The 1,565-nt window shown below is 72.0% G+C and carries 2 protein-coding genes; both read right to left on the reverse strand.

The features are described 5' to 3' along the window. Positions 1–873 (reverse strand): urease accessory protein UreD (locus tag G6024_RS05540; RefSeq protein WP_159148252.1); only part of this gene is annotated, 873 nt, incomplete at its 3' end. After that, positions 870–1,505, reverse strand: a complete 636-nt coding sequence (gene ureG / locus G6024_RS05545; protein WP_061228858.1) for an urease accessory protein UreG — start codon at positions 1,503–1,505, stop codon at positions 870–872. The genes G6024_RS05540 and ureG, both read right to left, overlap by 4 nt. Positions 1,506–1,565: the final 60 nt, after the last annotated feature.

The raw sequence follows: 1,565 nt of genomic DNA on the forward strand, positions 1-1,565 counted from the left end.
GTTCTCCTGCCCGCGGCCGAGCACCCGCAGCCAGGCGCCGCAGCCGTCGGGCAGGGTGCTCACCCCGCACCGCACCGCATCAAGGCCATCCGAGTTCGGGGTCGCGGACCCGATCGCCTCGGCCGCGTCGCGCATGACCGCCGCGAGCTCCTCCGCCGGGCCGGGCGCCACGACGAACAGGGTCCCGATCGCGTCGGCGTCTCCTGTGACCAGCGGGTGGCCGGCCTCGTCGCGGGTGATGTGGGTGGTGTCCACGGCGAGCAGGGTGCCGTCGGGGCGGGAGATCTCCACGGCCGAGACGTAGGCGGCCACGTCCCAGCTCTCCCCGCGGGCCACGCGTCCGGCGGTGAGGACGTCGCCGGCGATGAGCACGGCGTCCTCGGGCACCTCGGCCCGCAGCCGCTGCTGGAACCTGCTGCCGCCGTACGGAATGAGCGGGTCCGGCAGCCACTCGCACACCGCGCCCTCGCCCAGCGTCAGGGAGACGGTCTGCGTGGCGTAGCCGACGTCCATCCGGTGCACCCGGTTCGCGGCCTGCGTGGTGACCAGCGCCTGCGCGCCCTCGGCCAGACGGACCTCCATGTCCAGCCGGTCGCCGCCGACGATCCCGCCGCCGGTCGACATCACGTACACCGTCGGCATCTCGCGGAGGACCGGGTCGATGTACAGCGACCGCATCACCTGCAGCGGCGACTTCTGGAACCGTTCGGCCAGTACCGTGCGGCCGCGGCCGTCCCGGCGGAAGGCCAGGTCCAGCACGCCGACCTTGCCGGGCGAGCCGACGGGCAGCGCGCCGGGCCCGGACTGCGGTCCGGCGGCGACGGCGGGCCACACGAACCCCGGGTCGGCGGCCCGGGTCAGCCGGTCGCTCACCGTGCGGGCAGCAGTTCCACCCGGCGGGACTCGAAATAGTCGAGCACCTCGGCGATGCCGGTCCCGGAGAGGCAGTCGGTGAGCGCGACGGGCTTGCCCGAGCGGACGCGGTCAGCGTCCGAGGACATGATTCCCAGATCGCAGCGCACGTACTGGGCGATGTCGATCTTGTTGATCACCAGCAGGTCGCACTCGGTGATGCCGGGCCCGCGCTTGCGGGGCATCTTCTCGCCTTCGGCGGTGTCCAGGACGAAGACGAACAGGTCGACCAGTGCCGGCGAGAACGTCAGGGTGAGATTGTCGCCGCCGGACTCGTAGATGAGGGTGTCGACGTCCGGGTGGTCCTCGAGCATCTCCGCCCCCACCGCGAGGTTCATGGTGGGGTCGTCGCGCACGGCGGTGTGCGGGCACGAGCCTGTCTCCACGCCCACCACCCGGGCGGGATCGAGGACTCCGGCCAGGGTGCGGCGGACGTGCTCGGCGTCCTCCTGCGTGTAGATGTCGTTGGTGATGACGGCCGGGGTGCGTCCCCGGGCGATCAACTCTGGGACCAGCGCCTCGATGAGAGCGGTCTTGCCTGAGCCCACCGGCCCACCGATCCCGATCCGCAACACCTGCTGTGCCTCTGCCATGCAACGAACGCTAGTGCAGCCGTGTTTCGGCAGTGTTGCGCGGCGTACGCAGCGCGGCCC

This window comes from Dietzia maris, assembly GCF_014144855.1.
Taxonomy (GTDB): Bacteria; Actinomycetota; Actinomycetes; order Mycobacteriales; family Mycobacteriaceae; genus Dietzia; species Dietzia kunjamensis.